The sequence below is a fragment of the Citrobacter sp. CF971 genome (assembly GCF_006385635.1).
GTDB lineage: Bacteria > Pseudomonadota > Gammaproteobacteria > Enterobacterales > Enterobacteriaceae > Citrobacter > Citrobacter freundii.
The window spans coordinates 1,733,258-1,756,921 of record NZ_CP041051.1; the positions used below are offsets into that span (position 1 = coordinate 1,733,258).

A 23,664-nucleotide genomic window follows, 5' to 3' on the forward strand; every position below is an offset into this window, starting at 1 on the left:
GAGTAGTAGCTAAAATAGTTCTCACTGTCTCATAAATAGGACAATTAGATGACGAAGCCAGATCTCAATGATTTTGCATGGTTTGTGCATGTTGTAGAGGAAGGAGGATTCGCGGCGGCGGGTCGGGCGCTTGATGAACCGAAATCAAAACTAAGCCGACGGATAGCGCAACTGGAAGAGAGGCTGGGAGTTCGACTGATTCAGCGAACCACCCGCCAGTTTAACGTGACGGAAGTGGGGCAAACCTTTTACGAACACTGTAAGGCGATGCTGGTGGAAGCGCAGGCGGCGCAGGATGCCATTGCCGCGTTACAGGTTGAACCGCGTGGCGTGGTGAAGTTGACGTGCCCGGTCACGTTGCTGCATGTGCATATCGGGCCGATGCTTGCTCGTTTTATGGCGCGTTATCCTGACGTATCAGTGCAACTGGAGGCGACAAATCGTCGTGTTGACGTCGTTGGAGAAGGTCTGGACGTGGCGATTCGCGTCAGGCCCAGACCATTTGAGGATAGCGACCTGGTGATGCGTGTGCTGGCGGACAGGGGGCATCGTTTGTATGCCAGCCCGCAGTTAATCGAGCAAATGGGGGCGCTACACTCTCCGGCGGAGCTGACTCGCTGGCCTGGTTTGAGTCTCGCCTCGGGCAAACATGTACATCGTTGGGAGTTATTTGGCCCGCAGGGCGCGCGGGCAGAGGTGCATTTCACGCCGCGAATGATTACCACCGATATGCTGGCGCTACGTGAAGCCGCAGTTGCCGGTGTGGGGGTAGTGCAGCTTCCGCAACTGATGGTAAAAGATCAATTAGCCGCGGGTGAACTGGTGGCGTTGCTCGACGGTTGGGAACCGAAGCGAGAAATTATTCACGCAGTCTTTCCATCACGCAGGGGATTATTGCCGTCAGTGCGCGCTTTAGTAGATTTCTTAACGGAAGAATATGCGCGGATGATTGAGGATTAAATACATATCCTCAGCCCACAAAAAAGGCCGGTTAAACCGACCTTTTATTATCTGGACGCCATTCGGGCGTTAAAAACAATCAGCGACTACGGAAGACAATGCGGCCTTTGCTCAGGTCGTACGGGGTCAGCTCAACAGTCACTTTGTCGCCCGTCAGGATGCGGATATAGTTTTTGCGCATTTTACCGGAGATGTGTGCAGTAACCACGTGACCGTTTTCTAACTCTACGCGGAACATGGTATTAGGTAACGTATCGAGAACGGTACCCTGCATTTCAATATTGTCTTCTTTGGCCATCTAATCCTCTGGGGTATCACTACCGTAATTTGAACCGGCAAGATAATGCCGAAGTTCTTTTAATAAGTAAAGATTTGTGCGTTTAAAACACAGCAAATCGGGTTTGGCGCATTACTCTAACCACACACGGCAAAGCCGCACTTAAAGCGCAACGTGTAAGGGAACGAGGAGATAAACGATAGGCGTTGCCTGACGCGAACTGTTCCTTAACGGCGGCGGGGTAATGGGCTAAACCAACTCTGCGCGACAATTATAACACCCCGACAAAAAATGTGCCGAAAACATTCACCCCTGAGGCGAAAATAACGTCCTGGGAACCCAGAAATGGCTCGGTAGCCGCTGCTGGCGCAGTCTGCTCAGGTGTTCAAGGTACTCCCGACGAGGGGTTTCGACGGCGCCCAGCGAAGCTGTGTGGCTATTTAATACCTGGCAGTCGATTAATTTTCCGCCCTGACGGATAAATTCAGCGCAAAAAACAAGCAGTGCGGTTTTGGACGCATTTTCCTGACGGCTGAACATTGATTCGCCACAAAATAGTGTACCTTGCGCCACGCCATACATACCGCCCACTAATTCATTTTTTCGCCACACTTCAATGGAGTGCGCATGGCCCAGTTCGTGCAGGCGATGGTAGGCGTCCACTACATCATGCGTTATCCAGGTGCCTTCTTCCCGGTCGTTCGCGCAGCCTTCAATCACCTGACCGAACGCGTAATTGAGCGTCACGCGATAAGGCGAGTTTTTATGAAAGCGTTTCATGCTGCGGCTGAGATGAAATTTCTCGGGCCAAAGAATGGCGCGTGGATCGGGCGACCACCAAAGGATTGGGTCGCCAGGCGAAAACCACGGGAAAATTCCGCGCTGATAGGCCATTAACAGTCGGGCTGGGCTGAGATCGCCGCCAAGCGCCAACAAACCGTTAGGCTCGCGTAAAGCGCCTTCCGGTGAAGGGAAGGCTATAGAATGGCGGGACAATTGCACCAGGCGCATGACTGCGAAACTCCACTACGCGAGTTTGATCGTTCAATAATAGCTTACAGACGTTGCTTAAACTGGTAATAACGCCCCTGCCGGGCTAACAAATCTGCGTGATTACCTTGCTCAATAATGTGTCCGTTGTCCATCACTATTATTTGATCAAAACGTGACAAGCCGCGCAGACGATGTGTCACCATCAGTACGGTTTTATCACGCATGGCATCGCCAATTAATTCAAGCATTTGGCTTTCTGTTGTTGCATCAAGTCCTTCGGTCGGTTCGTCCAGCAGCATCAGTGGGGCATCGTGCAATAAGGCACGGGCGATAGCCAGACGACGAAGTTCGCCACCAGAAAGCTGTCGACCCCCTTCGCCTAACCAGGCGTTGAGTCCATTACCCTCAAGCAGTTTGTCCAGACCGACGCGGCACAGCATTGCGGATAATGTGTCATCACTGGCGTGCGGTGCCGCCAGCAGAAGATTGTCGCGAAGCGTCGCGCTGAACAGGTGCACGCGCTGTGGCACGACGCTGATGCTCTGGCGCAGCGTGGTTTCACTGAGGGCTGAAATCGGCTGCTCATTAATCAGAATTTCACCGTGCTGTGGATCCCATGCGCGGGTGAGCAATTGCAGTAACGTTGACTTACCGCATCCGGTGCGACCGAGAATCGCAATATGCTCACCGGGCTGAGCCTGCAGGGAAAGGGTGTCGAGCGCTTTTTGTGCTTGTCCCGGATAACTGAATGATACATCGCGTAGCGTGAGAGTGACCCGCTCAGAAACCGGGGAACCGGCATCCGGGAAGGTGACTTCTGGCTGCTGTTCAGTCAGTTCGGTGATGCGCAGCGCAGAGGCAATAACCTGTCCGAGATGCTGAAACGCGCCGGTGACGGGGGCTAATGCTTCAAATGCGGCCAACGCACAGAAGACAAACAGCGCGATCAGCGCACCCGGCTGGGTATTGCCACCTACGCCACCTGAGGCCATCCATAACATCACAACCACTGCCAGTGCGCCGACTAACAGCATGACCGCCTGTGATAGCGCCGTTAATTCAGACTGACGTCGTTGAGCTTCATGCCACTGCAACTCGGTGGCTTCCATTTGGGCGCGGTAACGTTCACTGGCACCAAAGATGGTCAGTTCAGCCTGGCCCTGCAGCCAGGATGTTAACTGCTGACGATACTGCCCACGTAAATGCGTCAAGCTTTGCCCGGTGCTTTTACCTGCCTGATAAAAGAGTGGGGGCAAGATAAATAAGGTCAGCAGCATAATACCGCCGAGAGTAATAGCTAGCGTGAAATCGAGAACGCTTAGCCCCAGCGTGACCACCATGATGACGACAAAAGCGCCTACAAGCGGGGAGAGCACGCGTAAATAGAGATGATCGAGCGTGTCGACATCTGCCACCACGCGATTAAGCAATTCACCTTGTCCATAACGGGACAGGCCAGCAGGAGAGAGCGGCAGCAGTTTGCTGAAGGTATATATACGCAAATGTTGCAGCACGCGGAACGTCGCGTCGTGGCTGACCAGTCGCTCGAAATAGCGGCCCGCGGTGCGGGTGATTGCCGCACCGCGTACCCCGGCGGCAGGGAGCATATAGTTAAAACTGTAAATCCCGGTGACACCCACCACAGCAGAAGCCGACAGGAACCAACCGGAAAGCGTCAGCAAACCAATACTTGCCAACAGTGTGACGATCGCCAGAACGATCCCCAGGGTTAACATCCATTTGTGACGTTTATACAGCGTCAGATAAGGTAGCAAAGCGCGCATTTAGATGTCCTCCTGACGATGAGCCAGTAATGTCGCAAACGCCCCGTTGGCTGCGCTAAGTTCGGCATAAGTGCCTTGTTCAACGATCTGTCCGTCCTGCATCACCCAGATAGCATCCCAGTCGGCAAGGTCTTCAAGTTGGTGTGTCACCATCAGCGTAGTCTGGCGGCGTGACGCTGCGTTCAACGCTTGCATCACGCGTTGTTCGCTGTGTGCATCCAGGCTGGCGGCGGGTTCATCAAGCAGCAGCAACTGACACGGGTTGAGTAAGGCGCGAGCCACGGCAACGCGCTGCGCTTGTCCGACAGAAAGTCGAGCCGCCTGATCGCCTACTGGTGTATCTACACCCTGCGGCAGTAGCGGTAAAAACTCACTGACCCAGGCGCTGTCGAGTGCGGCCTGCAGCTGTTCTTCGCTGGCATCGGGGCGAGCGAGCAGCACGTTATCGCGTAACGTGGCGGCAGGGAGCTGCGGATTTTGTCCAACCCAGGACAGCTGTTTGCGCCAGCAATCAGGCGACAGGTCGCGTAGTTCAAAGCCGTTAATTCGCAGCGATCCCTGATAAGAGAGAAATCCGGACAGGACATTGAGCAACGAACTTTTGCCGGAGCCGCTGCGGCCAACCAGCACCGCGCGTTGGCCCGCTGGCAGGGTAAAGTTGAGCGGGCCTGCAAGCACTTTACCTTCCGGCGAGGTGATGACCAGATCTCGTGCTTCAATTGAAACAGCTTCTTTTGTTGTCAGCTCAATGTCGCCACGCTCAGGATGTGCAAGCGGGGTTTCCATGAAGGTTTTCAGACTGTCTGCTGCACCAACGGCTTGTGCTTTGGCGTGATAAAAAGTGCCCAGATCGCGCAGGGGCTGGAAAAATTCCGGCGCCAGAATGAGCGCGAGGAAGCCGGCAGCTAATGTGACACCTGTGCCGTAGTGTCCAAAATCGAGTTCGCCAAGGTAGGAAAAGCCGAAGTAAACCGCGACCAGTGCGATGGACAGGGAGGTAAAGAACTCAAGGACACCGGATGACAGGAAAGCCAGGCGCAGGACTTCCATAGTGCGCTGGCGGAAATCCTGTGACGCAGCGCGGATGCTTTCCGTTTCGGCTTCACCGCGACCAAAGATTCTTAGCGTCTCCATGCCCCGCAGGCGGTCGAGGAAATGGCCGCTGAGGCGAGCAAGAGCCTGAAAATTGCGGCGGTTAGCGTCGGCAGCACCCATACCAACCATCGCCATAAACAACGGGATCAGCGGGGCAGTTCCAAGCAGAATAAGGGCGGCCACCCAGTTTGACGGGAATACCGCCGCCACGATCAATAAGGGGACGCATACGGCCAACGCCATTTGCGGCAGATAACGTGCATAGTAATCATGCATATCGTCAATCTGCTCCAGGATCAACGTGGCCCAACTCCCGGCCGGTTTGCCTTGTATCCAGGCCGGACCTGCCTGTTGCAGACGGTCAAGCACCTGGCGGCGAATTTCAAAGCGAATATGCTGCCCTGCGTGAAACCCGACCCGTTCGCGTAACCAGACGACCCATGCCCGCAGGATGAAAATCAATACCAGCACGATGAAAGGAAGCAGAAGCGCCTCTCGGGGAATATTGGCCATGATCATATGGTCCAGAATTCGGGCCATGAGCCAGGCCTGAGCGACAATTAACAGGCCGCTCACGAACCCCAACAGGCGCGAAATGTTCAGCCATCGTTGGGAAATTACACTTTGCTGTTTTAACCAGCGGGTCAGCTCTTTTTGACGGGTTTTATTCATTGCACGCTTAGCAGGTGAGTTATTGGAATTTTTGGGCAGGGCAATGTTACAACGAGGCAAAAATAAAGGCGACTTATAGTCGCCTTTTTTACTTTTGTTACTGATTTGTAAAACTTATTTGCAAGCGTCCGCCAGACCGTCGAGATAACGTTCTGCATCAAGCGCGGCCATACAGCCAGTGCCCGCAGAGGTAATCGCCTGGCGATAAATATGGTCCATCACGTCACCGGCTGCGAAGACACCCGGAATGCTGGTTTGAGTGGCATTGCCGTGAATACCGGACTGAACTTTGATGTAGCCGTTTTCCAGTTCAAGCTGACCGTCGAAAATAGCGGTATTCGGGCTGTGACCGATAGCGACAAATAACCCGGCAACGTCCAGTGATTCCACGTTGTCAGTGTTTTGCGTATCGCGCAGACGCAGTCCGGTTACGCCCATTTGATCGCCGGTCACTTCTTCCAGCGTGCGGTGGGTGTGAAGCACGATGTTGCCGTTTTCAACTTTATCCATCAAACGTTTGATGAGAATTTTCTCCGCGCGGAAGCTGTCGCGACGGTGAATCAAATGCACTTCAGATGCGATATTCGCCAGATATAGCGCTTCTTCAACAGCGGTGTTGCCGCCGCCGATCACCGCAACTTTTTGGTTACGGTAGAAGAAACCGTCGCAGGTCGCGCAGGCGGAAACGCCACGGCCTTTGAATGCTTCTTCTGAAGGCAGACCCAGGTAACGTGCTGAAGCGCCGGTGGCGATGATCAGTGCGTCACAGGTGTATTCACCGCTGTCGCCGGTCAGACGGAAAGGACGGTTTTGCAGATCAACTTTGCGGATGTGATCAAAAATGATTTCAGTGTCAAATTTGGACGCATGTTCGTGCATACGCTCCATCAGCAGCGGGCCAGTAAGATCGTGCGGATCGCCAGGCCAGTTTTCCACTTCTGTTGTTGTGGTCAACTGACCACCTTTTTCCATACCGGTAATCAGTACCGGTTGCAGGTTCGCGCGTGCAGCGTAGACCGCAGCGGTATATCCCGCAGGGCCAGAGCCCAGAATAAGAAGTTTACTGTGTTTGGTTGCGCCCATGAGATCCCCATAGTTGTTGGCAGGCAATGAGCAGGATTGTAGGGAATTTACAGACGTAAAAAAAGAGTATGGCGATTTTGTTAACAATATGTGTAATAGCAGAAACCAATGAACGGGGTGATCAGCCGTAATACTATAACGATTTCTACTTAAAATCGGTCAGTTATAAGGTGATAAAATGACGATTTTCCATCACTGCGAATGAATAACTGGCATGTTGTACTAAAAATCGATGTTTTGCTTTGACAATCCCCTGCTGTTTTGCGAAAACATTCAAGGAAGAAAAAAACTGTGTCATGTATGTGCTGCATAATCATGCATGTAGATACCATGTTTACCGTGTTAGCGAAATCTACGCATGGTGTGGACAGATGCCATTCGTGATGTCGATAGCCGCCGACAGGCAACGGTCTTCTCACCATAAACCCAGACATTGCGAACCGAAAATCCCTCTGGGTTGCGGTTTATTTTGATGGGTAGCGACTCTGAACAGTGATGTTGGTAGAGTCAGGCAGGAGTAGGGAAGGAATACAGAGAGACAATAATAATGGTAGATAGTAAGAAGCGCCCTGGCAAAGATCTCGACCGTATCGATCGTAACATTCTTAATGAGCTGCAAAAGGATGGGCGTATTTCTAACGTCGAGCTTTCTAAACGTGTGGGACTTTCACCAACGCCCTGCCTTGAGCGTGTGCGTCGGTTGGAAAGACAGGGTTTTATTCAGGGCTATACAGCGCTGTTAAACCCGCATTATCTGGATGCATCACTTCTGGTTTTTGTTGAGATTACTCTGAATCGTGGCGCCCCGGATGTGTTTGAACAATTCAACTCTGCAGTACAAAAACTTGAAGAAATTCAAGAGTGTCATTTGGTTTCCGGTGATTTCGACTATTTGCTGAAAACACGCGTACCGGATATGTCGGCATACCGTAAGCTGTTGGGGGAAACCCTGCTGCGTCTGCCTGGCGTGAATGACACACGTACTTATGTAGTCATGGAAGAAGTCAAACAGAGCAATCGTCTGGTAATTAAGACGCGCTAACACGGAACAGGTGCAAAATCGACGCAGTTTGATTACACTCCTGTTAATCCATACAGCAACAGTGCCGGGGTAACCCGGTGCTGTTGTCCGTTTTAGCATCGGGCAGGAAAAGCCTGAAACCTGGAGAGCCGTTTTTGAGCCAGGAATACACTGAAGACAAAGACGTCACATTGACGAAGTTAAGCAGCGGGCGCCGACTTCTGGAAGCGCTACTGATCCTTATTGCCCTTTTTGCCGTCTGGTTGATGGCTGCCTTACTCAGCTTTAACCCTTCGGATCCCAGTTGGTCACAAACCGCATGGCATGAACCTATCCATAATCTGGGGGGAATACCCGGAGCATGGTTGGCGGACACGCTGTTCTTTATTTTTGGCGTCATGGCCTACACCATTCCCGTCATCATTGTTGGCGGTTGTTGGTTTGCCTGGCGACACCAGGCCAGCGACGAATACGTCGATTATTTTGCCGTCTCGCTGCGCATTATTGGCGTCCTGGCGCTGATTCTCACTTCCTGCGGGCTGGCCGCAATTAACGCCGATGACATCTGGTATTTCGCCTCTGGCGGCGTGATCGGCAGTCTGCTCAGCACTACGCTACAACCCTTACTGCACAGCAGCGGCGGCACGCTGACGTTGTTGTGCATTTGGGCGGCGGGATTAACGCTTTTCACCGGTTGGTCATGGGTGAGCATTGCGGAAAAACTGGGCGGCTGGTTACTCAATATCCTGACGTTTGCCAGCAACCGTACCCGCCGCGACGATACCTGGGTCGATGACGAAGAATATGAAGATGAAGAAGAGTCTGTCGATGCCGCTGATGGCAAACCCCATGAATCGCGTCGGGCTCGTATTCTGCGCGGTGCGTTAGCGCGCCGTAAGCGTCTGGCAGAGAAATTTACCAACCCGCTTGGTCGTCATACCGATGCGGCGCTGTTCTCCGGCAAACGCATGGATGATGAAGACGAAATTGAATACAGCGCCCGTGGCGTGGTTGCCGATCCTAACGATGTGCTGTTTTCCGGCAATCGCGCGACGCTGCCTGAATATGACGAGCTTGACCCACTGCTTAACGGCCACTCGGTGACCGAGCCTGTGGCTGCAGCAGCTGCAGCTACAACGGCCGCTCAGGCCTGGAGCGCGCCGGTAGATCCGTTGCTGCAAACCTCGCCCGTGACCAACACTGTTATGGAGCAACCGGCTCCAGCCGTAGCCTGGCAATCCGCACCAGGCCCGCAAACCGGTGATGCCGCGATTGCACCAACGCCTGAAGGTTATCCGCAACCAGCCCAGTACGCGCAACCTCCGGTGCAGCAGCCGTATGAGCCATGGCAACAGCCGGTTGTGGAGGAGAGTCCGCAGCCGCAATATTACGCACCGCAGCCGGAACCTGTTTATCAGCCAGAGCCTGTGCTGCAGCCTGTCTATCAACAGGATCCGACCTCTCAACAGAACGCCACATTCCAGCAGCCTGCTTATCAGCCGGAGCCTGCGCCGCAACCTGTTTATCAGCAGGAATCAATCCCTCAACAGAGCACTACGTTTCAGCAGCCAGTGGTTGAACAACCGCTTGTGGTGGAACCTGAGCCCGTGGTTGAAGAAGTTAAACCGACTCGTCCGCCGCTCTATTACTTTGAAGAAGTCGAAGAGAAACGTGCGCGTGAGCGTGAGCAACTGGCCGCGTGGTATCAGCCGATTCCAGAACCTGCTCAGGAGCCTGAGCGTATTAAACCGTCTACGCCATCTATGCCGACGACTGCATCCATACCGCCCGTTGAGTCTGTTGCTGCTGTTGCACCGCTGGCTGCCGGTGTAAAAAGCGCCGCTTTAGGGGCGGGTGCAGCGGCAGCTGCACCTGTCTTTAGCCTTGCGGGCAGCGGTGCGCCGCGTCCGCAGGTGAAAGAGGGGATTGGCCCGCAGTTACCGCGCCCAAATCGTGTGCGCGTGCCTACTCGCCGGGAATTGGCGTCGTATGGCATCAAACTGCCGTCACAGCGTATGGCTGAAGAGAAAGCGCGCGAAGAGCAGCTTGATACAGATGCGTACAATGACGATGAAATGGATGCAATGCAGCAGGACGAGCTGGCACGCCAGTTCGCTCAGTCGCAGCAGCATCGTTATGGCGAAGAGTATCAGGACGATACCCACCAGACTGATGACGAAGATTCAGCCGCAGAAGCGGAACTGGCTCGCCAGTTTGCTTCTTCTCAGCAGCAGCGTTATTCCGGTGAACAGCCTGCCGGAGCGAATCCGTTCTCGCTCGATGACTTTGAATTTTCGCCAATGAAAACGCTGGTAGATGAGGGGCCGCATGAGCCACTGTTTACGCCTGGCGTGATGCCGGAGCCTGCGCCGCAGTACCAGGAACCTGTTGCACCGCAGCAGCATTATCAGCAACCGGCGCAGCCTGTTGCACCGCAGCAGCATTATCAGCAACCGGCGCAGCCTGATGCACCGCAGCAGCATTATCAGCAACCGGCGCAGCCTGTTGCACCACAGCAGCATTATCAGCAGCCGGCGCAGCCTGTTGCACCGCAGCAGCATTATCAGCAACCGGCGCAACCTGTTGCACCGCAGCAGCATTATCAGCAGCCGGCGCAGCCTGTCGCACCGCAGCAGCATTATCAGCAGCCAGCGCAGCCTGTTACGCCGCCGCCGCAGGATAGTCTGATCCATCCGCTGCTGATGCGTAATGGCGACAGCCGTCCGGCGCACCGTCCAAGCACGCCGCTGCCATCGTTAGATCTGCTTACACCGCCGCCGAGCGAGGTTGAGCCGATAGATACGTTCGCGCTGGAGCAAATGGCACGTCTGGTGGAAGCGCGTCTGGCGGATTTCCGCATTAAAGCCGATGTGGTGAACTACTCTCCAGGCCCGGTGATTACTCGCTTTGAGCTTAATCTGGCTCCTGGGGTTAAAGCGGCGCGTATTTCCAACCTGTCGCGAGATCTGGCGCGTTCATTGTCGACCGCAGCGGTACGTGTGGTTGAGGTTATTCCAGGCAAACCGTATGTCGGACTGGAGTTACCGAATAAAAAACGTCAAACCGTTTATCTGCGTGAAGTGCTGGATAACGCTAAATTCCGTGATAACTCATCTCCGCTGACTGTGGTGCTGGGTAAAGATATTGCGGGCGAACCGGTGGTGGCCGATCTGGCAAAAATGCCGCACCTGCTGGTAGCAGGGACAACCGGATCCGGTAAGTCTGTTGGGGTGAACGCCATGATCCTCAGCATGCTGTACAAGGCGCAGCCGGAAGACGTTCGCTTTATCATGATTGACCCGAAAATGCTGGAACTGTCGGTTTATGAAGGCATTCCGCATCTGCTGACCGAAGTCGTGACCGACATGAAAGATGCTGCTAACGCCTTGCGCTGGAGCGTCAATGAAATGGAACGTCGCTACAAGCTGATGTCGGCGCTTGGCGTGCGTAACCTTGCCGGTTATAACGAGAAAATCGCCGAAGCCGCCCGCATGGGGCGTCCGATTCCGGACCCTTACTGGAAGCCGGGTGACAGTATGGATGTTCAGCATCCGGTGCTGGAAAAACTGCCGTATATTGTTGTGCTGGTGGATGAATTCGCCGACCTGATGATGACGGTTGGCAAAAAGGTGGAAGAACTGATTGCTCGTCTGGCGCAAAAAGCGCGTGCGGCGGGGATCCACCTGGTGCTGGCAACCCAGCGACCGTCGGTTGACGTTATCACCGGACTGATTAAAGCGAACATTCCAACGCGTATCGCCTTTACCGTGTCCAGTAAAATTGACTCGCGTACCATCCTTGACCAGGGCGGAGCGGAATCGCTGTTAGGTATGGGTGACATGCTCTATTCCGCACCGAACTCGACGATCCCTGTGCGTGTTCACGGCGCCTTTGTCCGCGACGAAGAAGTTCACGCAGTGGTACAGGACTGGAAAGCGCGCGGTCGTCCACAATACGTCGACGGCATTACTTCTGACAGCGAAAGCGAAGGAGGCGGTGGCGGTTTTGATGGTGGCGAAGAGTTGGATCCGCTGTTCGATCAGGCGGTAAACTTTGTGACCCAGAAACGCAAAGCCTCAATCTCCGGCGTCCAGCGTCAGTTCCGCATCGGCTACAACCGAGCGGCGCGCATCATCGAGCAGATGGAAGCGCAGGGTATTGTCAGCGAACAAGGGCATAATGGTAATCGTGAAGTGCTGGCTCCGCCGCCCTTCGAATGATTGCAAAGTTAAGTAATTCAGTATTTTCTACTTTCCTCATGCTGATTTTTGGCCTGAAATGGATAGCAGAGGGATCTCCCCGTTGGGAGTGACGTATTTTGAGGAATAACGATGAAAAGAATCGCAATCACCTGTGCATTACTGTCGAGCTTTGTGGTGAGCAGTGTCTGGGCTGACGCTGCCAGCGACCTGAAAAGCCGTCTGGATAAAGTCAGTAGCTTCCATGCCAGCTTTACTCAGAAGGTCACGGACGGCAGCGGCGCAGCGGTGCAGGAAGGTCAGGGTGATTTATGGGTTAAACGTCCTAATCTGTTTAACTGGCATATGACCCAGCCTGATGAGAGCATCCTGGTTTCCGATGGGAAAACGCTGTGGTTCTTTAACCCGTTTGTTGAACAGGCGACCGCGACCTGGCTGAAAGACGCCACGGGCAATACGCCGTTCATGCTGATCGCGCGTAACCAGGCCAGTGACTGGCAGCAGTACAACATTAAGCAAAACGGCGATGATTTCGTGCTGACGCCAAAAACCAGCAGCGGTAACCTGAAGCAGTTTACGATCAATGTTGGGCGTGACGGGACGATCCATCAGTTTAGCGCCGTTGAGCAAGACGATCAGCGCAGCAGCTATCAGCTGAAATCTCAGCAGAATGGTGCGATTGAACCTTCCAAATTCACCTTTACCCCGCCGCAAGGTGTAACGGTTGACGATCAACGTAAGTAGAGGCGTGTGAGTGAGCAATCTGTCGCTCGACTTTTCTGATAATACCTTTCAGCCACTGGCCGCGCGTATGCGGCCAGAAAATTTAGCGCAGTATATCGGCCAGCAGCATTTGTTGGCTGCGGGTAAACCCTTGCCGCGCGCTATCGAGGCCGGGCACCTGCACTCCATGATTTTATGGGGGCCACCGGGGACGGGGAAAACCACCCTTGCCGAAGTCATTGCCCGTTACGCTAACGCCGATGTCGAACGCATTTCGGCGGTTACGTCTGGTGTAAAAGAGATTCGTGAAGCGATTGAGCGTGCGCGTCAGAACCGTAACGCTGGTCGGCGTACGATCCTGTTTGTCGACGAAGTTCACCGTTTTAATAAAAGCCAGCAGGATGCGTTTTTACCGCATATTGAAGACGGTACCATCACGTTTATTGGCGCCACCACTGAAAATCCCTCGTTTGAACTGAACTCAGCGCTGCTGTCGCGGGCGCGTGTTTATTTACTGAAATCGTTAACTACCGACGACATTGAACAGGTGCTGGACCAGGCGATGTCAGACAAAGCGCGGGGTTACGGCGGCCAGGATATCGTACTGCCGCCAGAGACGCGTCGGGCTATTGCCGAACTGGTTAATGGTGATGCGCGCCGGGCGCTGAATACGCTGGAAATGATGGCCGATATGGCCGAAGTTGATGATTCTGGCAAGCGCGTATTGAAACCAGAATTGCTCACTGAAATTGCCGGTGAGCGTAGCGCACGCTTCGATAATAAAGGCGATCGCTTTTACGATCTCATCTCTGCATTACATAAATCGGTTCGCGGCAGTGCACCGGATGCAGCGCTTTATTGGTATGCGCGCATCATTAGTGCAGGCGGTGACCCACTGTATGTTGCTCGTCGCTGTCTGGCAATTGCCTCTGAAGATGTGGGCAATGCCGATCCACGCGCCATGCAGGTGGCAATTTCCGCATGGGACTGCTTTACCCGCGTGGGACCAGCTGAAGGAGAACGTGCGATTGCTCAGGCGATTGTTTATCTGGCCTGCGCGCCGAAAAGTAATGCAGTTTACACCGCCTTCAAAGCTGCGCTGGCTGATGCACGTGAACGTCCGGATTACGACGTGCCGGTTCACCTGCGCAATGCGCCGACGAAGCTGATGAAGGAGATGGGCTACGGTCAGGAGTATCGTTACGCCCATGATGAACCAAATGCCTATGCCGCCGGAGAAGAGTACTTCCCGCAGGAAATGGCACAAACGCGCTATTATCACCCCACAAACAGAGGTCTTGAAGGCAAGATTGGCGAAAAGCTCGCCTGGCTCGCCGGACAGGATCAAAATAGCCCTATAAAACGCTACCGTTAGTGTTATCGTTGCGGTAATGTTGTCTCTGTATCCCTGTGACCGCAGGCTGTGGTCACTTTCTCCTATTTTAATTCGATAAGCACAGGATAAGCATGCTCGATCCCAATCTGCTGCGTAATGAGCCAGACGCAGTCGCAGAAAAACTGGCAAGCCGGGGCTTTAAGCTGGATGTAGATAAGCTGCGCGCTCTTGAAGAGCGTCGTAAAGTTCTGCAGGTACAAACTGAAAACCTGCAGGCAGAGCGTAACTCTCGATCGAAATCCATCGGCCAGGCAAAAGCGCGCGGGGAAGATATCGAGTCTTTACGTCTGGAAGTGAACAAACTGGGCGAAGAGCTGGATGCCGCGAAAGCTGAACTTGATACCTTACAGGCCGAGATCCGCGATATTGCGCTGACCATTCCTAACCTGCCAGCGGACGAAGTTCCGGTGGGTAAAGATGAAAATGACAACGTCGAAGTCAGCCGCTGGGGTACACCACGTGAGTTTGATTTCGAAGTGCGCGATCACGTTACTCTGGGTGAAATGCACACGGGTCTTGATTTCGCCGCAGCGGTTAAGCTGACTGGCTCTCGTTTCGTTGTTATGAAAGGCCAGATCGCGCGCATGCACCGTGCGCTGTCTCAGTTCATGCTGGATCTGCATACCGAACAGCATGGTTACAGCGAAAACTACGTTCCGTATCTGGTTAACCATGACACGCTGTACGGAACAGGCCAACTGCCGAAATTTGCTGGCGATCTGTTCCACACCCGTCCGCTGGATGAAGAAGCTGACAGCAGCAACTATGCGCTGATCCCAACTGCAGAAGTGCCGCTGACCAACCTGGTGCGTGACGAAATCATCGACGAAGATGCGCTGCCGATCAAAATGACTGCGCATACGCCGTGCTTCCGTTCTGAAGCAGGTTCTTACGGTCGTGATACCCGTGGTCTGATCCGTATGCACCAGTTCGATAAAGTTGAGATGGTGCAGATCGTTCGCCCGGAAGATTCGATGGATGCGCTGGAAGAGATGACCGGTCATGCTGAGAAGGTCCTGCAACTGTTGGGTCTGCCGTATCGCAAGATCATCCTGTGCACTGGCGACATGGGCTTCGGCGCATGCAAAACCTACGATCTGGAAGTGTGGATCCCGGCGCAGAACACCTATCGCGAAATCTCCTCTTGCTCCAACGTGTGGGATTTCCAGGCTCGTCGTATGCAGGCGCGTTGCCGAAGTAAATCCGATAAAAAGACCCGTTTAGTACATACGCTGAACGGTTCTGGTCTGGCGGTAGGACGTACGCTGGTTGCGGTAATGGAAAACTATCAGCAGGCTGATGGTCGCATTCAGGTTCCGGAAGTGTTGCGTCCGTACATGAATGGCCTGGAATTCATCGGCTAAGCTACCTTTCCCTGCTAAAAAAGCGCCTCCGGGCGCTTTTTTTATGCCCGTTTGACGTCGGACAATAACGACTACCTCCATAGGAGTAATACTGCCTTCAAATGAAAGTCAGTATTTATCTCTGTCTTTTCGCAAATTCAGTATCTACCAGTCTGTATATCGATAGTAACGTTATATAAAAATATATACAACGAATATTTGCCTTTTGTTTATTGTGAGCAGCAGAGTGAGCCACTATGAAAACTAAGATCCCCGATGCCATGCTGGCAGCTGAGGTTAGTCGCCGAGGTTTGGTGAAAACGACGGCGATAGGCGGACTGGCGGTGGCCAGTAGCGCGTTTACCCTGCCATTTACCCGTATTGCAAATGCTGCAGAAGCCCTTAATCCAACACAGGCCAGTGAGAAAGTCATCTGGAGCGCGTGTACGGTGAACTGTGGTAGCCGCTGTCCTCTGCGTATGCACGTGGTAGATGGTGAAATAAAGTATGTTGAAACCGACAACACCGGTGATGACAACTACGACGGTTTGCATCAGGTACGCGCCTGTCTGCGAGGTCGCTCCATGCGTCGTCGCGTCTATAATCCCGATCGTCTGAAATACCCGATGAAACGCGTCGGCAAGCGTGGCGAAGGTAAATTTGAGCGTATCAGCTGGGATGAAGCCTACGACATCATTGCCAGCAATATGCAGCGTCTTATCAAAGACTACGGCAACGAGTCTATCTACCTGAACTACGGCACAGGTACGCTGGGCGGCACCCTGACACGCTCCTGGCCACCGGGCAAAACGCTGGTAGCACGTCTGATGAACTGCTGTGGTGGCTACCTGAACCACTACGGTGACTACTCTTCAGCGCAAATCGCTGCCGGGTTGAACTACACCTACGGCGGCTGGGCAGACGGTAACAGCCCGTCAGACATTGAAAACAGCAAGCTGGTGGTTCTGTTCGGGAATAACCCAGGTGAAACCCGTATGAGCGGGGGTGGGGTAACCTATTACCTTGAACAGGCGCGACAGAAATCCAATGCCCGCATGATCATTATCGATCCTCGCTACACGGATACTGGTGCGGGTCGTGAAGATGAGTGGATCCCCATCCGTCCAGGTACGGATGCCGCGCTGGTAAATGGGCTGGCGTATGTTCTGATCACCGAAAACATGGTTGATCAACCGTTCCTTGACAAATATTGCGTAGGTTACGACGAGAAAACCTTACCGGCAGATGCACCGAAAAACGGTCACTATAAGGCGTATATTCTTGGGCAGGGCAAAGACGGTATTGCCAAGACCCCGGAATGGGCAGCGCAAATTACCGGGATTCCTGCTGAACGAATCGTCAAACTGGCACGTGAAATCGGTAGCGCTAAACCGGCATACATCAGCCAGGGGTGGGGACCGCAGCGTCATGCTAATGGTGAAATAGCGACCCGCGCCATTTCTATGCTGGCTATTCTGACCGGTAACGTTGGGATTAACGGCGGCAACAGCGGGGCGCGTGAGGGCTCATACAGTTTGCCGTTTGAACGTATGCCTACGCTGGAAAACCCTGTAGAAACCAGTATCTCGATGTTTATGTGGACGGACGCCATTGAGCGAGGTCCGGAGATGACGGCGCTGCGTGACGGTGTTCGTGGTAAAGATAAGCTCGATGTTCCGATTAAGATGATCTGGAACTATGCGGGTAACTGCCTGATTAACCAGCACTCCGACATCAACCGCACACACGAAATCCTACAGGATGATAAGAAGTGCGAGATGATCGTTGTCATCGACTGCCATATGACCTCCTCGGCGAAATACGCGGATATTTTGCTGCCGGACTGTACCGCTTCGGAGCAGATGGACTTCGCACTGGATGCCTCCTGCGGGAATATGTCGTATGTGATTTTCACCGATCAGGCGATCAAACCACGCTTCGAATGCAAGACTATCTACCAGATGACCAGCGAGCTTGCGAAACGCCTTGGCGTTGAGCAGCAGTTTACAGAAGGTCGCACTCAGGAAGAGTGGATGCGTCATCTGTACGAGCAGTCGCGCAAAGCGATTCCTGAACTGCCAACGTTTGAAGAATTCCGCAAGCAGGGGATCTTTAAACAGCGTGACCCACAGGGGCATCACGTGGCGTACAAGGCGTTCCGTGAGGATCCTGACGCCAATCCGCTGACTACTCCGTCAGGTAAGATCGAAATTTATTCGCAGCAACTTGCCGAGATCGCGGCGACCTGGGAACTGCCGGAAGGTGATGTGATTGATCCACTGCCGATTTATACCCCAGGATTTGAAAGCCTGAACGATCCGCTGGTGGAGAAATTCCCTCTGCAACTGACCGGTTTCCATTACAAGTCTCGTGTCCACTCGACCTATGGCAACGTGGATGTTCTGAAAGCATCCTGCCGTCAGGAAATGTGGATCAACCCGATGGATGCGCAGAGACGCGGCATTAACAACGGCGACAAGGTGCGCATCTTTAACGATCGTGGTGAAGTGCACATCGAGGCGAAAGTAACGCCGCGTATGATGCCTGGCGTGGTGGCACTAGGCTAAGGAGCGTGGTATGACCCGGACGCAAAACGCGTGGACCAGGGCGGTTGTATTAACGTCCTGACGACCCAGCGTCCGTCTCCTCTCGCGAAGGGGAACCCATCACACACGAACCTTGTTCAGGTTGAAAAGGTGTAAGGAGTAACCGATGACAACCCAGTATGGATTTTTTATTGATTCCAGCCGTTGCACCGGTTGCAAAACCTGCGAACTGGCCTGCAAAGATTTTAAAAATTTAACCCCGGAGGTCAGCTTCCGCCGCATTTATGAATACGCGGGCGGTGACTGGCAGGAGGATAACGGCGTCTGGCATCAGAACGTCTTTGCCTATTACCTCTCCATTGCGTGTAACCACTGCGAAGACCCTGCCTGTACCAAGGTGTGTCCGAGCGGCGCGATGCACAAACGTGAAGATGGCTTTGTCGTTGTCGATGAGGACGTGTGCATTGGCTGTCGGTATTGCCACATGGCCTGTCCTTACGGCGCGCCGCAGTACAATGCTGAAAAAGGGCATATGACTAAATGCGATGGCTGCCATGAGCGCGTCGCTGAAGGTAAAAAACCTATCTGCGTCGAATCCTGCCCACTGCGTGCGCTGGATTTTGGTCCGATTGAAGAGCTGCGCAAAAAGCATGGCACCCTGGCTGCGGTTGCGCCACTGCCGGGCGCGCACTTTACCAAACCGAGTATTGTCATCAAACCTAACGCCAATAGCCGCCCGACCGGGGATACCACAGGTTATCTGGCCAATCCGAAGGAGGTGTAAGATGGGAAGTGGATGGCATGAATGGCCGCTGATGATCTTCACGGTCTTCGGACAGTGTGTGGTTGGTGGCTTTATCGTTCTGGCGCTGGCGTTGATGAAAGGTGACTTACGTCCAGAATCGCAGCAGCGCGTGATTGCCTGCATGTTTGGACTGTGGGTATTAATGGGCATTGGCTTCATTGCTTCTATGCTCCACCTGGGCTCGCCGATGCGCGCCTTTAACTCGCTCAATCGCGTAGGGTCTTCGGCGTTGAGTAACGAAATTGCCAGCGGTTCAATCTTCTTTGCCGTTGGTGGTATCGGCTGGCTGCTGGCCACGTTGAAAAAAATGTCGCCCGCATTACGCAATCTGTGGTTAGTTGTCACCATGGTGCTGGGTGTGGTTTTTGTCTGGATGATGGTACGCGTTTATAACACCATTGATACTGTGCCGACCTGGTATAGTGTCTGGACTCCGCTGGGCTTCTTCCTGACGATGTTTATGGGCGGTCCGCTGCTGGGGTATCTGTTACTGAGAATTGCTGGCGTGGATGGTTGGGCGATGCGCCTGCTGCCGGCAATTTCAGTGCTTGCTCTGGTCGTAAGCGCCATTATGTCTGTCATGCAGGGGGCTGAACTGGCGACGATCCACAGTTCGATTCAGCAGGCGTCTGCGCTGGTTCCGGATTACGGCTCGCTGATGGCGTGGCGGATTGTGGCGCTGGCATTAGCGTTGTGCTGCTGGATTGTACCGCAAGTGAAGGGTTACCAGCCTGCCGTTCCGCTGCTTTCCGTGGCGTTTATTTTGCTGTTAGTCGGCGAGCTGATTGGTCGTGGCGTGTTCTACGGGCTGCATATGACAGTCGGTATGGCGGTGGCGAGTTAATCCAAACTATGCCGGATGGCGGCTTGCGTCTTATCAGGCCTACAGATCCGTAGGCCTTAAAGCTGCGCGTCATCAGGCAATATGTCAGGCCAGGGCTTTCGCCCTGGTTTTACTTCTGCTTAGTTAACGTGTCGTAGCTGGTCATCAGATTGCGGTAGTCCGGAATGTGATTCGAGAACAGCGTTGCCAGACCTTCGATATCGTTGCGCCAGTCGCGGTGCAGCTCGCACGCTACTCCGAACCATGTCATCAACTGAGCGCCTGCTTGAGACATCCGATCCCAAGCTGAATGACGGGTAATTTCATTAAATGTGCCTGAAGCATCGGTTACCACAAAGACGTCAAAGCCTTCTTCAATAGCTGAGAGCGCAGGGAAGGCGACGCAAACTTCCGTCACGACACCAGCGATAATCAGCTGCTTTTTGCCGGTCGCTTTCACTGCCTTCACGAAATCTTCGTTATCCCATGCGTTAATGTTTCCTGGGCGAGCAATATAGGGCGCATCGGGAAATTGCGCTTTCAGTTCCGGTACCAGCGGCCCGTTTGGTCCTGTTTCAAAACTGGTTGTCAGAATGGTTGGGAGGTTGAAGTATTTTGCTAAGTCACCCAGGGCTAGCACGTTGTTTTTAAATTTATCGGGATCGATATCCCGAACCAGAGAGAGCAGGCCAGCCTGATGGTCGACCAGCAGTACTGCCGCATTATCTTTATCAAGTCTTACGTAAGGTTTAGTCATGATATTTTTCCTGTTCAGCATCAGTGGGGGAAATTTGATGAGTTTAAGTCTACGAAAAGAACGATATCTGGAGTAGATGCCTAAATAAGAACTCACTGTTCTATTTTGAAGACAATGCAGCTCAGCATCCCGCATTGAGTTTAGTAAGAAATAAAAGTAAGGGTAATCCATGAAATTTTTCGACTGAACGTAACGCGAGATTTTTGTTTTAGATCAATAAAAACAAGCAGATGTGATTTTGTATTTTTTATCTATTCACATTAAGAATCAGTAATGCAAATCGATCGACCAGAAAGCGCCTCAGCCCTCTGATTACGCCGATTGACAATGTTTTTAGCAGTGGCATGATGCGCATGAAATTTGAACTTCCTCACGGTTTTTATTCATGTCCACCTATACCCGTCCCGTCATGCTATTGCTGTGCGGGCTACTTCTGTTGACCCTGGCGATCGCCGTGTTAAACACGCTCGTCCCGCTTTGGCTCGCCCATGAAAATCTGCCCACCTGGCAGGTAGGCGTGGTGAGCTCGTCCTACTTTACCGGTAATCTGGTAGGGACGTTGTTGACAGGGTATTTAATAAAACACCTTGGTTTTAACCGCAGCTATTATATCGCCTCGCTTATTTTTGCCGCGGGCTGTGTCGGGCTGGGGATTATGGTGGGATTCTGGAGCTGGATGACCTGGCGTTTTATCGCTGGTGTTGGCTGCGCCATGATTTGGGTGGTGGTGGAAAGCGCGCTGATGTGCAGCGGGACTTCGCGTAATCGCGGACGTTTGCTTGCCGCCTATATGATGATCTATTACGTGGGGACGTTTTTAGGCCAACTGCTGGTGAGTAAAGTATCCACGGAATTGATGAACGTCCTGCCGTGGGTGACGGGTACTATCCTGGCGGGTGTTTTGCCACTGCTGTTTACGCGCATTGCCAATCAGCAGGGTGATGAGCAGCAGTCTACGCCTATTGTCTCCATGCTGAAACTCCGCCAGGCGCGTCTGGGCGTGAATGGCTGTATTATTTCCGGGATTGTGCTGGGGTCTTTGTATGGCCTGATGCCGCTGTATCTCAATCATCAGGGGGTGAGTAATGCCAGCATTGGTTTCTGGATGGCGGTCCTGGTAAGTGCAGGTATTCTGGGGCAATGGCCGATTGGCCGTCTGGCGGACAAGCTGGGACGTCTGTTGGTTTTACGCGTCCAGGTCTTCGTGGTGATCGTCGGGAGTATCGCCATGCTGAATCAGGCGGCGATGGCGCCCGCGTTGTTTATGTTGGGTGCGGCAGGCTTTACCCTCTACCCGGTCGCGATGGCCTGGGCCTGTGAAAAGGTGGAGCATCATCAGCTGGTCGCCATGAATCAGGCATTGTTATTGAGCTATACCGTGGGCAGTCTGCTGGGTCCTTCATTTACAGCGATGCTGATGCAGAATTATTCAGATAGCTTGCTGTTTATCATGATCGCCAGCGTATCGTTTATTTATTTACTGATGCTGTTGCGTAAAACGGGCCATACACCCAATTCTATTGCGCACATTTGACCTGATTTAACAGAATATGAACAGGTTCCCATACATACTGTTTATGTATGCTTTATGGGAACCTGCATTATTTAATCACACACTTCTTTCCTGAAAATAAAGTGTGCAGAAGGTTATAGTTTTACATCCTGCCGTTTCCGCTCGCTCATTTTACCGCGCATAATCCCACGCCTCATTTATTTATAATCATAAAGCTTCCACGAAGGATTGCGTATGGCTGGTGTGCAGGAAAAACAATTGCGATGGTACAACATTGCATTGATGTCTTTTATTACCGTTTGGGGTTTTGGCAACGTCGTTAACAACTATGCCAATCAGGGATTAGTTGTTGTCTCCTCTTGGATCTTTATTTTCGCGCTCTATTTTATACCTTATGCGTTGATCGTCGGGCAGCTTGGCTCAACTTTTAAAGAGGGTAAAGGCGGCGTCAGTACCTGGATTAAACATACCATGGGGCCAGGGCTGGCTTATCTTGCTGCATGGACCTATTGGGTTGTGCATATTCCTTATCTGGCGCAAAAACCGCAGGCTATTCTGATTGCGCTGGGATGGGCGCTGAAGGGCGATGGTTCGTTGATTAAAGAGTACACCGTCGTGGCGTTGCAGGGGCTGACACTGGCGCTGTTTGTCTTTTTCATGTGGGTTGCGTCCCGTGGCATGAAGTCGCTGAAAATTGTTGGGTCAGTTGCAGGCATCGCGATGTTTGTGATGTCCATTTTGTATGTCGTGATGGCGGTAACTGCGCCTGCAATTACGGATGTGCAGATAGCGACAACTAATATCACCTGGGAATCGTTTATCCCGCACATTGATTTTACCTACATTACCACGATCTCCATGCTGGTCTTTGCCGTGGGCGGCGCGGAGAAAATTTCGCCATACGTTAATCAGACACGTAATCCGGGCAAAGAATTTCCGAAAGGGATGCTCGTTCTGGCTGTTATGGTGGCGGTATGTGCGATTCTCGGATCGCTGGCTATGGGAATGATGTTTGACTCCCGGCATATTCCAGATGATCTGATGACGAATGGTCAATATTACGCCTTCCAGAAACTGGGCGAGTATTATGGTATGGGTAATTCGCTGATGGTTATTTACGCGATTGCCAATACGCTGGGACAGATTGCGGCATTGGTATTTTCTATTGATGCACCGCTTAAAGTTCTGCTGGGTGATGCTGATCGTAAATATATTCCCGAGAGCCTGTGTAAAACCAACGCTTCCGGTACGCTGGTAAATGGTTATATTCTGACGCTGGTGCTGGTGGCGATTCTGATTATGTTGCCAACACTGGGAATTGGCGACATGAACAATCTGTATAAATGGCTATTGAATCTTAACTCTGTCGTGATGCCATTGCGTTATTTATGGGTGTTTGTGGCATTCATTGCCGTTATTCGTCTGGCGCAAAAATATAAATCAGAATATGTCTTTATTCGCAACCGATCGCTTGCGATGACCGTGGGGATCTGGTGCTTTGCCTTTACCGCATTTGCCTGTCTGACCGGGATTTTCCCGAAAATGGAAGCCTTCACCCCTGAGTGGACATTCCAGCTCACGCTGAATATTGTGACGCCATTTGTGCTGGTTGGACTGGGATTGATTTTCCCGTTACTGGCGAGAAGAGGGCGTTAAGGCAGAGTCAGGTGGGTA

Annotated in this window: 16 protein-coding genes and 2 pseudogenes; 11 read left to right on the forward strand and 7 right to left on the reverse strand. The window is 52.8% G+C overall.

The features are described 5' to 3' along the window. Positions 1 to 48 precede the first annotated feature (48 nt). Positions 49 to 960, forward strand: a complete 912-nt coding sequence (locus E6P06_RS11745) for a LysR family transcriptional regulator (RefSeq protein WP_003847025.1) — start codon at positions 49 to 51, stop codon at positions 958 to 960. Positions 961 to 1,039: 79 nt separating this feature from the next. Here the strand turns inward: E6P06_RS11745 and infA are convergent, their stop codons facing one another. The 6 genes and pseudogenes from infA to trxB form a co-directional block, all read right to left on the reverse strand. Then, positions 1,040 to 1,258 (reverse strand): translation initiation factor IF-1, encoded by a 219-nt coding sequence (gene infA, locus E6P06_RS11750; protein ID WP_002211347.1) that lies wholly within the window; start codon positions 1,256 to 1,258, stop codon positions 1,040 to 1,042. Beyond that, a pseudogene (locus E6P06_RS11755) lies at positions 1,186 to 1,543 on the reverse strand (hypothetical protein). The gene infA and the pseudogene E6P06_RS11755 overlap by 73 nt, the downstream one beginning before the upstream one ends. Beyond that, positions 1,544 to 2,248, reverse strand: coding sequence for a leucyl/phenylalanyl-tRNA--protein transferase (aat, locus tag E6P06_RS11760; RefSeq protein ID WP_003035721.1), 705 nt, complete (start codon positions 2,246 to 2,248; stop codon positions 1,544 to 1,546). Positions 2,249 to 2,292: 44 nt separating this feature from the next. Beyond that, entirely contained in the window at positions 2,293 to 4,014 is a 1,722-nt protein-coding gene (cydC, locus tag E6P06_RS11765; protein ID WP_139935259.1) for a cysteine/glutathione ABC transporter ATP-binding protein/permease CydC, read from the reverse strand. Beyond that, entirely contained in the window at positions 4,015 to 5,781 is a 1,767-nt protein-coding gene (gene cydD / locus E6P06_RS11770) for a cysteine/glutathione ABC transporter permease/ATP-binding protein CydD (protein ID WP_071698297.1), read from the reverse strand. 114 nt (positions 5,782 to 5,895) lie between these two features. Next, the gene (trxB, locus tag E6P06_RS11775; protein ID WP_139935260.1) at positions 5,896 to 6,864 is read right to left on the reverse strand and encodes a thioredoxin-disulfide reductase; all 969 of its coding nucleotides are present in this window, start codon (positions 6,862 to 6,864) and stop codon (positions 5,896 to 5,898) included. A 547-nt stretch (positions 6,865 to 7,411) separates the two neighbouring features. Between trxB and lrp the strand changes: the two genes are divergently transcribed. The 8 genes and pseudogenes from lrp (at position 7,412) to E6P06_RS11815 (ending at position 19,741) form a co-directional block, all read left to right on the forward strand. Next, positions 7,412 to 7,906 carry a leucine-responsive transcriptional regulator Lrp gene (gene lrp / locus E6P06_RS11780; RefSeq protein WP_002439523.1) on the forward strand — a complete coding sequence of 165 codons (495 nt, stop codon included), beginning with the start codon at positions 7,412 to 7,414 and terminating at the stop codon, positions 7,904 to 7,906. Between the two features lie 134 nt (positions 7,907 to 8,040). Then, positions 8,041 to 12,105: a DNA translocase FtsK gene (ftsK, locus tag E6P06_RS11785; protein WP_139935261.1), complete on the forward strand. Its 4,065-nt coding sequence runs from the start codon at positions 8,041 to 8,043 to the stop codon at positions 12,103 to 12,105. Positions 12,106 to 12,216: 111 nt separating this feature from the next. After that, complete coding sequence (lolA, locus tag E6P06_RS11790) at positions 12,217 to 12,828, forward strand: outer membrane lipoprotein chaperone LolA (protein ID WP_003831898.1); 612 nt, start codon at positions 12,217 to 12,219, stop codon at positions 12,826 to 12,828. 10 nt (positions 12,829 to 12,838) lie between these two features. Then, the gene (rarA, locus tag E6P06_RS11795; RefSeq protein WP_003836910.1) at positions 12,839 to 14,182 is read left to right on the forward strand and encodes a replication-associated recombination protein RarA; all 1,344 of its coding nucleotides are present in this window, start codon (positions 12,839 to 12,841) and stop codon (positions 14,180 to 14,182) included. Between the two features lie 92 nt (positions 14,183 to 14,274). Continuing rightward, on the forward strand, positions 14,275 to 15,567 hold the full coding sequence (gene serS / locus E6P06_RS11800) for a serine--tRNA ligase (RefSeq protein WP_003836908.1): 1,293 nt from the start codon (positions 14,275 to 14,277) through the stop codon (positions 15,565 to 15,567). Positions 15,568 to 15,803: 236 nt separating this feature from the next. Beyond that, positions 15,804 to 18,248: pseudogene (gene dmsA / locus E6P06_RS11805) on the forward strand (dimethylsulfoxide reductase subunit A). 10 nt (positions 18,249 to 18,258) lie between these two features. Then, the gene (locus E6P06_RS11810; protein WP_003035741.1) at positions 18,259 to 18,876 is read left to right on the forward strand and encodes a DMSO/selenate family reductase complex B subunit; all 618 of its coding nucleotides are present in this window, start codon (positions 18,259 to 18,261) and stop codon (positions 18,874 to 18,876) included. 1 nt (position 18,877) lies between these two features. Further along, positions 18,878 to 19,741: a dimethyl sulfoxide reductase anchor subunit family protein gene (locus E6P06_RS11815; RefSeq protein WP_003035744.1), complete on the forward strand. Its 864-nt coding sequence runs from the start codon at positions 18,878 to 18,880 to the stop codon at positions 19,739 to 19,741. A 109-nt stretch (positions 19,742 to 19,850) separates the two neighbouring features. Here E6P06_RS11815 and ycaC read toward each other — a convergent pair whose 3' ends face one another. Continuing rightward, complete coding sequence (ycaC, locus tag E6P06_RS11820; protein WP_003035746.1) at positions 19,851 to 20,477, reverse strand: isochorismate family cysteine hydrolase YcaC; 627 nt, start codon at positions 20,475 to 20,477, stop codon at positions 19,851 to 19,853. 385 nt (positions 20,478 to 20,862) lie between these two features. Between ycaC and E6P06_RS11825 the strand changes: the two genes are divergently transcribed. Beyond that, on the forward strand, positions 20,863 to 22,011 hold the full coding sequence (locus E6P06_RS11825) for an MFS transporter (RefSeq protein ID WP_003836902.1): 1,149 nt from the start codon (positions 20,863 to 20,865) through the stop codon (positions 22,009 to 22,011). Positions 22,012 to 22,224: 213 nt separating this feature from the next. Continuing rightward, positions 22,225 to 23,646, forward strand: coding sequence for an amino acid permease (locus tag E6P06_RS11830; protein WP_139935262.1), 1,422 nt, complete (start codon positions 22,225 to 22,227; stop codon positions 23,644 to 23,646). The last annotated feature ends 18 nt before the right edge of the window (positions 23,647 to 23,664 follow it).

Excerpts from the sequence above, each read along its gene's own strand:
- E6P06_RS11745 (WP_003847025.1), top strand. The coding sequence starts at position 49 with ATGACGAAGCCAGATCTCAATGATTTTGCATGGTTTGTGCATGTTGTA.
- infA (WP_002211347.1), bottom strand. The coding sequence starts at position 1,258 with ATGGCCAAAGAAGACAATATTGAAATGCAGGGTACCGTTCTCGATACG.
- aat (WP_003035721.1), bottom strand. The coding sequence starts at position 2,248 with ATGCGCCTGGTGCAATTGTCCCGCCATTCTATAGCCTTCCCTTCACCG.
- cydC (WP_139935259.1), bottom strand. The coding sequence starts at position 4,014 with ATGCGCGCTTTGCTACCTTATCTGACGCTGTATAAACGTCACAAATGG.
- cydD (WP_071698297.1), bottom strand. The coding sequence starts at position 5,781 with ATGAATAAAACCCGTCAAAAAGAGCTGACCCGCTGGTTAAAACAGCAA.
- trxB (WP_139935260.1), bottom strand. The coding sequence starts at position 6,864 with ATGGGCGCAACCAAACACAGTAAACTTCTTATTCTGGGCTCTGGCCCT.
- lrp (WP_002439523.1), top strand. The coding sequence starts at position 7,412 with ATGGTAGATAGTAAGAAGCGCCCTGGCAAAGATCTCGACCGTATCGAT.
- lolA (WP_003831898.1), top strand. The coding sequence starts at position 12,217 with ATGAAAAGAATCGCAATCACCTGTGCATTACTGTCGAGCTTTGTGGTG.
- serS (WP_003836908.1), top strand. The coding sequence starts at position 14,275 with ATGCTCGATCCCAATCTGCTGCGTAATGAGCCAGACGCAGTCGCAGAA.
- E6P06_RS11810 (WP_003035741.1), top strand. The coding sequence starts at position 18,259 with ATGACAACCCAGTATGGATTTTTTATTGATTCCAGCCGTTGCACCGGT.
- E6P06_RS11815 (WP_003035744.1), top strand. The coding sequence starts at position 18,878 with ATGGGAAGTGGATGGCATGAATGGCCGCTGATGATCTTCACGGTCTTC.
- ycaC (WP_003035746.1), bottom strand. The coding sequence starts at position 20,477 with ATGACTAAACCTTACGTAAGACTTGATAAAGATAATGCGGCAGTACTG.
- E6P06_RS11825 (WP_003836902.1), top strand. The coding sequence starts at position 20,863 with ATGTCCACCTATACCCGTCCCGTCATGCTATTGCTGTGCGGGCTACTT.
- E6P06_RS11830 (WP_139935262.1), top strand. The coding sequence starts at position 22,225 with ATGGCTGGTGTGCAGGAAAAACAATTGCGATGGTACAACATTGCATTG.